We start from the raw sequence: 8,195 nt of genomic DNA, 5'->3' as shown, positions 1-8,195 counted from the left end.
CAAAGCTTCCCCCCGCTGCAACACTCTGCCTACACCCTGCGCGCTTTGCGCCCGGGTTATGTCTACGTGTTCATGAAAGGTCCGAAGGGCGAAAAGCTGGTCATCCATGAGTACGTTGGCGCGGGTCTTTACAAGGAACTGAGTTACAAAGGGCTGGAAAACTACCACCTGCGTGATCGCTATCTCTCCAGCCGCAGCATGGGCTGGGTGTGGGCCGATACCTGCCCCGATACCGCCAGGCAAGTGTGGATCGGCTACAGCCCCCACCTGTGGACCAACGCCGTGACCGCCCGCATCACCGGTTCATCAGCCCTGCGCAAACGGCATATGCGCCAGCTGGACATGGCCGAACTGATCGCCAGCAACCAGGCGCCATCCACCCAGCCCCATGTGTTGCCGGTCAGTGCCCTGCAAACCTGGGTCGAAGACTTCAAGCCAACCGAACGGCGCATGCCGCTGACCTGGAGCAGCGACCCGATCACCGAAACCTTGCCTATCGGCAACCTGGTCGCCGTGGCGCGTCACTACCCCTGGACCCAACCGAAGGTACCGGTGGTAGTAGCACTCGCCGACGCCGAAGGCATGGCCCTGGACCTGAGCCTGTCGGTCTCGGCCTACCAGCATCAAATGCGCGACCTGATGCCCGCCGAACAACTGGCACACACAAAACCCGCGCAACCTCCCGAGCAGGAACCCGTGCCGGCGTGCTACCGCCTGGATGCCGAGCAACTGAGCGTGCACAGCCGCGATTTTCACCATCGCAACCTGGTGGGCATGCTGCTGAACAAGACGCTGGAAAGCATGTACCCGGCCGATGCGCCTTCACCGGAACTGGCCGCGTTCAGGCTGGGCACGGAGCGGCGTGGGCCTGCGCTGTCTGCGGCCGAGTCACATTTCCAGGCCCTCACCCATGAGGATTACTCCCCCAGCGGCGCGCGCCTGGCAAAGCGCATCGATATCGCCAAATACCGGCGTTTCCTTGCCGAACGCGATGAGCTGGAACGGCGTATTGCAGCCCTGCGCAACCTGGCGTTGCAAGCCAGCAATGATCATGACGCCTGGCTGGCCACTGCCGAATCGCAACATATCGACAACCCCCACAGCCTGGCCGCCGCCCTGGCGTGTTACGACCGCGACGAGCGCACCTCCGCCCGCGGCCTGGAAATCTCGCTGGCTTTGCTGATTCACCCGATGGGCCAACCGACACCCGGCACCGAAGAGCATGACCGACGCTTCAAACGCCTGGAGCAATGGTTGGACCAGCACGACAGCCCGCTTTACACCGCCTTGGCGCCGTTCAATCCGTTCAAGGACAAGGCGGATTCGACCGGCTCTTTGTTCGGTGCCAGCGACAACGTGATCGAAGGATTGGTGGGTCGCTTCCCGGCCATGGCCGACATCACCGACCTTACCGCCCAGGCGGTCAATACCGTAGTGCTCAAGCGCCTGCGCGGGCAAACCCGCTGGGATGCCAGTCATGGCCTGCGTCAGCAGGTGCTGTTGGCGGCGCGGGAGGCGAATGCCGAGAAGGCGTTGGGGCTGTTGGNGCCAGTCATGGCCTGCGTCAGCAGGTGCTGTTGGCGGCGCGGGAGGCGAATGCCGAGAAGGCGTTGGGGCTGTTGGTGGCGCGCTACCGAATCACCGAACAGGCCATCACGGAAAATCCATTCAGCCAGGAGGCACAGAAGTATTTGAAGAGCGGCATGGCGCAGGTTGAGGAAATGAAACAACTGCGCATCTCGGGTAGCCGGACAATATCGATAGAACTGACCACCACTGCGCGAGTGAAGCCCAACTTTCTCGGGTTGCTCACCTCGGGCGGTGGGGGTGGTTTGAACGCGGGGATGCTGTGGTTCAACATCTTATCGCTGAAGACGGCCTATAACAGCCTGCAAAAGAACGATGCACCGGAATACACCTTGGGCTTTGCTTCATCGATTTTTGGGGTGATCGGTGCAGCGGCGGCGACGATGGTCAGCGTGCGGGCAACGCAGAAGGCCGTGATGTTGAGATTGAGTCCGACCGCACCAGGCATGGCCTTTGGAAATGGAATCATCAAGTTCTTAAGCAGTAACTTGTTCGCGCGTTTGGCCGGATACCCTGCAATAGCATTCAGCCTATTTTCAGACATATCAAAGGGAATGCGTCAGCTGAAAAGTGGTGGTTCAACTGCAGGCGGATACACCTTGGCCGGAGGGGTAACTATGGCCATCGGCTCTGCTGTCGCCCTTGAAGCAGGGCTTGCCGTTGCGGGCGCGACAACATTAGTACCCTTTGCCGGATGGGCTGCGGCTGCCCTTGTCCTCGTAGGCGTAGCCATCATTGCAGGAGGTTTGTACCTGCACGCCAAGGCACATGAGCACCTTCACAGCCCAATTGAGCTGTGGGCAGCACGCACCGTCTTCGGTAATCGCATCAATGATGGGGAGGGGCGCCCTGGCATCACCTTGGATTTTGAAAATAAACTTCCTGCCTTCGCCTCGCTACAAACTGAAATCAAAGCTTGGCACAACGAGCATTACGGACCAAAACTACTAATGGCCGAACAGGCCCTGTCACTGGGCATAACTAAAGTTGACACTAAATGGCATCGGAATGATCAGTGGTCTCCGCCCAACTGGACTGCTATCACCCATAACGAAGTAGCCACACCTCAACCCACCGTTGAATTCACAGTGCTACTGCCTGGTTTCAGGCTAGGCGTAAGCGAATGGTCAGGGAGCTTGAGCGCCCTGCGAGATAACCAAGGAATGGACGTTTTCCCAATCGCCCCAACCGGCCACCTCGTAGGTGCAGGTTTGGTTCTGCATTTCGAGAACACGCTAACCAACCAAAATCATGTCTTACTGCATCTCGCTTACAGCGCCAATCAAGGGTTGGACGAAGACAATGAGAGCCTCGCAACTTTTCGTCTGGAATGCTGACCATGGCAACCATCTGGATATTCAATTCAACGTCAAATTCTGGGCACAAACCTGCAATTGGAGGGCAACTGGCAAGCGTATCCGAGAACACTTTATGCCTGCGAAATCCATGGGTAACGGACTCTGTTTTTATGGGAAAAATTTATTGCGCAATGATTATCGCATCATTAATAGTTTTCTACCCCTACCTACTATCCAGCGAAGCCTGGAACCCATACACCTTTAGCTATACTTTCATTACCCTCACAGTGCTTGGACCTTTCATTTTCCTACCCTTCTTAGCTTATCGAATATATTTCATAAAGCGCTTATCAAGCTTATGTTTCAACCGATCAACTCAGAAGATTTACTATCAGCGGTTGAGTAAGCTATTCGTCTTTGAATGGGCCAACACCGGCGGAGGCATTTTCAAACGCACCGAATACGGCGGATCATCATTCAGCACGAGCTATGCCCTCGCCTTCGCCCCTCGCCGAGCGGATGGCAGCCTCCACCAAAAAGACTGCCTGTGGGTCGACAGCAACGCCCCCTCCGAACCTGGTGTCAAACACGTCGCTGAAGTCTGGGAATACCTTCGCCATTTCATGGATCACGGCCCGGACAATCTCCCCCCGCCCGGCGAACCCAACTGGTGGCACAAACCGCTGCACGCCATCTGCCTGACCCCGGCAGAAGCCTGGCAACACTATGCGCCCTGGCGAACCGGCGAGCCCGGTGAAATGCAGGGCAAAAAGAACTGGCAACTGCCGTTCTGGGCGGTGCTGTTCCCCTACAACCTCACCGTCGCCATCTGCTGGTACGGCATCTGTCGCCTATTCAATGTTCGCGTCGCGTCACCACCGCCTGAAGCGTTTGAGGAGCGCCCGGCACATTCGGCCAAAGGGAAGCGCGCATGACTGACGCCTCCATCAGCAGTGCCACCTCCGGCCATGCCTGCAGCGCACGCATCTCTGTAGGTGCTGGCTGAGTTCTGCATTTCGAGAACACGCTAGCCAACCAAAATCATGTCTCACTGCATCTCGCTTGCAGCGCCAATCAAGGGTTGGACGAAGACAATGAGAGCCTCGCAACTTTTCGTCTGGAACGCTGACCATGGCAACCATCTGGATGTTCAATTCAAAGACAGGTTCAGGACACAAGCCCGCTATCACTGGGCAGCTATTAAGCTCATCCGACAATTTTTTATGCTTGAGAAATCCATGGGTAACAGACTCGGCATTCATGGGGAAACTGTACTGTGCAATAATAACCATCTCAATGATCGGCTTCTACCCTTATCTATTTGACGGGGAGTTCATGAAGTACTTTAAATCCCACCCACTTTTAATGACCAGCTTCGCACTCACGCCCTTCACATTCCTCCCGTTCCTAATTTATCGAATATACGTCATAAAGCGCTTATCGAGCATATGTTTCAACCGATCAACTCAGAAGATTTACTATCAACGCTTGAGCAAGATATTCGTCTTTGAGTGGAGTAACACTGGCGGAGGCGTTTTCAAACGCACCGAGTACGGTGGTTCATCCTTCAGCACCAGCTACGCCCTCGCCTTCGCCCCTCGCCGAGCGGATGGCAGCCTCCACCAAGAAGACTGCCTCTGGGTCGACAGCAACGAACCCACCGAGCCCGGGGTCAGACACGTCGCCGAAGTGTGGGAGTACCTCCGCCATTTCATGAACCACGGTCCGGACAAGCTTCCGCCTCCCGGCGAGCCCAATTGGTGGCACAAGCCACTCTACGCCATCTGCCTGACCCCGGCTGAAGCCTGGCGCCACTATGCCCCCTGGCGTACCGGCGAGCCCGGTGAAATGCAGGGCAAGAAAAACTGGCAACTGCCGTTCTGGGCTGTGTTGTTCCCCTACAACCTAACGGTCGCGATCGCTTGGTACTTCGTCTGCAAGCTTTTCAATGTCCGTGCAGCCCCCCCACCCGCGGAGGCATTGGAAGGAGCGCCTGCTAGCCCCGAATGACCACCACCTCAATGTATTCACTCGGCACCACCAACGATGAAGGTCCAGCGACGTTGTTCTCCTCCAGCAATTGGGTCAGATCCCGCTCCAGCGCACTGGCCGCCTCTGGCTCCAATGAGGCAAACGCCTTGTGTACCGGCCCATACCAGGTGCGGAACACCTCGATGAAATGCGCCGCCGAGCGATAGCGGAAGTTGAACTGCTGACGACTGACTTTCAGTTCGCCGAGCGCCCCTTCGAACATCACGCGCAACTGCTCCTCATCGCCCCATCGCGAAGGCGGCAAGGCACCGGGGGGTGGCGGCACATGCCGGCTTAGCATTTTGAACATCAGCCCGACAAAGCCTTGCGGGGTCCAGTTGGCCAGGCCGATGCGGCCACCGGGCCGGCACACCCGGACCAGCTCGCGTGCGGCCTGCGCCTGATCAGGGGCGAACATCACGCCGAAGGTGGAAAGCACGGCATCGAAGGTACCGTCGGCAAACGGCAACGCTTCGGCATCGGCCGCCTGGAACAACACATTCAAGTGCTCGGCCCGCGCCCGCTCTTCGCCTCGCTTGAGCAATTCGGGCACATAGTCGGTGGAGGTGACGCGACAGCCGCGGCGGGCAGCGGCCAAGGTGGCGTTGCCGTTGCCGGCAGCAACGTCCAGCACCTGCTCGTCCCAGCGCAAGTCGCAGGCCTCGGCCAGGCGTTCGCCAACCAGTTGCAGGGTGGTGCCGATTACCGCGTAGTCACCGCTGGCCCAGGCGGCCTGCTGACGGGCTTTAAGGGCGTTGGTGTCCAAAGGGGTGCTCATGGTCTGCGCCTTCTTGTTGTGCGCGGCCGAGGTCCTTCTGGCGGTTAACGCGCCATATATTGGGGGAAGAAAAAATTACGCGCCTTTCAAGCGAAGCGGAAAGACGCTTTGGGGATAGCGCCAGGTTCAAAGTGCTATATGAGAGCTGCTGACCCAATCGCCGGCTAGCCAGCCCCATCAAGTTCAGCACAACGCTCAAGAACGGTGCAGTACCTGTGGGAGCTGGCTTGCCGGCGATGAGGGCGGTACAGCCAGCACAAAATAACGAGTGGGACCGCAGCTCTCAGGCGAATTTGGCCCGGGCCGCATGCAGCTTCTTGTAGCTGTCGATCAGGCGCAGGTGGCGGTCGAGGCCTTCGAGCTTCATGCTGGTCGGAGTCAGGCCGTGGAAACGCACGCTGCCGTTCACCGAACCCAGCACCGCGTCCATGCGTGCATTCCCGAACATGCGGCGGAAGTTGGCTTCATAGTCATCCAGCTGCAGTTCGTCATCCAGCTGCACTTCCAGCACCACGTTCAGCGCCTGGTAGAACAGGCCGCGTTCGACGGTGTTGTCGTTGAACTGCAGAAACGCCTCGACCAGCTCCTTGGCATCCTCGAAACGCTGCACCGCCAGGCAAATCAGCAGTTTCAGCTCGAGAATGGTCAACTGACCCCACGCGGTGTTCTCGTCGAACTCCACACCAATCAGCGTGGTGATGGTGGTGTAGTCATCCACATCGCAGTTGTCCAGGCGCTTGAGCAACAACTTCAGGGAGCGACTGTCGAGGCTGTGCAGGTTGAGGATGTCGGCACGGAACGACAAGGCGCGGTTGGTGTTGTCCCAGATAAGGTCCTCGACCGGGTAGATTTCCGAGTAGCCCGGCACAAGGATGCGGCAAGCCGTGGCACCGAGGTTGTCGTACACCGCCATGTACACCTCCTTGCCCAGCGCTTCGAGGATACCGAACAGGGTAGCGGCTTCCTGCTGGTTGGAATCCTCGTCGTGGCCGGAGAAGTCCCACTCCACAAATTCGAAGTCGGCCTTGGCGCTGAAGAAGCGCCACGACACCACGCCGCTGGAGTCGATGAAGTGCTCGACAAAGTTGTTCGGCTCGGTCAGCGCATGGCTTTCGAAGGTCGGCTGCGGCAGGTCGTTGAGGCCTTCGAAGCTGCGCCCCTGCAGCAATTCGGTGAGGCTGCGCTCCAGCGCCACCTCCAGGCTCGGGTGAGCGCCGAACGAGGCAAATACGCCGCCGGTGCGAGGGTTCATCAGCGTCACGCACATGACCGGGAACTCGCCCCCCAGCGAAGCATCCTTGACCAGCACCGGGAAGCCCTGCTCTTCAAGGCCCTGGATGCCGGCGACGATCGCCGGGTACTTGGCCAGCACGTCCTGCGGCACATCCGGCAGGCACAGCTCACCTTCGAGGATTTCGCGCTTCACCGCACGCTCGAAGATTTCCGACAGGCACTGTACCTGCGCCTCGGCCAGGGTATTGCCGGCGCTCATGCCATTGCTGAGGAACAGGTTCTCGATCAGGTTGGACGGGAAGTACACCACCTGCTGGTCGGACTGGCGCACGAACGGCAGCGAGCAGATGCCCCGGGCGGTGTTACCCGAGTTGGTGTCATACAGGTGCGAACCACGCAGCTCACCGTCCGGGTTGTAGATTTCCAGGCAATGCTCGTCGAGGATCTCGGCCGGCAGCGCGTCGCGCGGGCCAGGCTTGAACCACTGCTCGTTCGGGTAATGCACGAACGGCGCGTTGGCCAGCTCTTCGCCCCAGAACTGGTCGTTGTAGAAGAAGTTGCAGTTCAGGCGCTCGATGAATTCGCCCAGCGCCGAGGCCAGCGCCGCCTCCTTGGTGGCGCCCTTGCCGTTGGTGAAGCACATCGGCGACTGCGCATCGCGCACGTGCAGCGACCACACATTGGGCACAATGTTACGCCACGAAGCGATCTCGATCTTCATCCCCAGCCCCGCGAGGATGCCCGACATGTTGGCGATGGTCTGCTCCAGCGGCAGGTCCTTGCCGGGGATGTAGGTGCTGGTGTCTGCCACCGGCATCAACAGGCCCTGGGCATCGGCATCAAGGTTGTCGACCACTTCGATCACGAACTCAGGGCCAGTCTGCACAACCTTCTTGACCGTGCAGCGGTCGATGGAGCGCAGGATGCCTTGGCGGTCCTTGTCGGAAATGTCCTCGGGCAGCTCGACCTGGATCTTGAAGATCTGGTTGTAGCGGTTTTCCGGATCGACGATGTTGTTCTGCGACAGGCGAATGTATTCGGTTGGGATGTCGCGGGCCTGGCAGTACAGCTTGACGAAGTAAGCCGCGCACAAGGCCGAAGACGCCAGGAAATAGTCGAACGGGCCTGGGGCCGAACCATCGCCTTTGTAGCGGATCGGTTGGTCGGCGATCACCGTGAAGTCATCGAACTTGGCTTCGAGACGGAGATTGTCGAGAAAATTGACCTTGATTTCCATGCGGGATTACCGTGATTTAAGCGTGTAAAAC

General features: G+C 58.7%; 4 protein-coding genes and 1 pseudogene. 3 read left to right on the top strand and 2 right to left on the bottom strand.

The window, feature by feature from the left end:
- The 3 genes and pseudogenes from ACK1VC_RS24785 to ACK1VC_RS24775 form a co-directional block, all read left to right on the top strand.
- Positions 1-2,924, top strand: a pseudogene (locus ACK1VC_RS24785) (T6SS effector BTH_I2691 family protein); the annotation flags it as partial.
- A 2-nt stretch (positions 2,925-2,926) separates the two neighbouring features.
- Positions 2,927-3,820: a DUF6708 domain-containing protein gene (locus ACK1VC_RS24780; protein ID WP_031312005.1), complete on the top strand. Its 894-nt coding sequence runs from the start codon at positions 2,927-2,929 to the stop codon at positions 3,818-3,820.
- A 196-nt stretch (positions 3,821-4,016) separates the two neighbouring features.
- Positions 4,017-4,895 carry a DUF6708 domain-containing protein gene (locus ACK1VC_RS24775; protein WP_197884650.1) on the top strand — a complete coding sequence of 293 codons (879 nt, stop codon included), beginning with the start codon at positions 4,017-4,019 and terminating at the stop codon, positions 4,893-4,895.
- Here the strand turns inward: ACK1VC_RS24775 and ACK1VC_RS24770 are convergent.
- The gene (locus tag ACK1VC_RS24770) at positions 4,882-5,694 is read right to left on the bottom strand and encodes a class I SAM-dependent methyltransferase (protein WP_016487484.1); all 813 of its coding nucleotides are present in this window, start codon (positions 5,692-5,694) and stop codon (positions 4,882-4,884) included. The genes ACK1VC_RS24775 and ACK1VC_RS24770 overlap by 14 nt on opposite strands.
- A gap of 283 nt (positions 5,695-5,977) precedes the next feature.
- Positions 5,978-8,164 carry an OsmC domain/YcaO domain-containing protein gene (locus ACK1VC_RS24765; RefSeq protein ID WP_191086685.1) on the bottom strand — a complete coding sequence of 729 codons (2,187 nt, stop codon included), beginning with the start codon at positions 8,162-8,164 and terminating at the stop codon, positions 5,978-5,980.
- Between the last annotated feature and the right edge of the window lie 31 nt (positions 8,165-8,195).

It is taken from the genome of Pseudomonas sp. XP2 (assembly GCF_053557975.1).
Note: the sequence above shows the minus strand (reverse complement) of the source record. Positions and strands in the feature narration are given on the sequence as shown.

Bases quoted from the DNA above. Each gene is read 5' to 3' on its own strand.
- ACK1VC_RS24780 (WP_031312005.1), top strand. From the start codon at position 2,927: ATGGCAACCATCTGGATATTCAATTCAACGTCAAATTCTGGGCACAAA.
- ACK1VC_RS24775 (WP_197884650.1), top strand. From the start codon at position 4,017: ATGGCAACCATCTGGATGTTCAATTCAAAGACAGGTTCAGGACACAAG.
- ACK1VC_RS24770 (WP_016487484.1), bottom strand. From the start codon at position 5,694: ATGAGCACCCCTTTGGACACCAACGCCCTTAAAGCCCGTCAGCAGGCC.
- ACK1VC_RS24765 (WP_191086685.1), bottom strand. From the start codon at position 8,164: ATGGAAATCAAGGTCAATTTTCTCGACAATCTCCGTCTCGAAGCCAAG.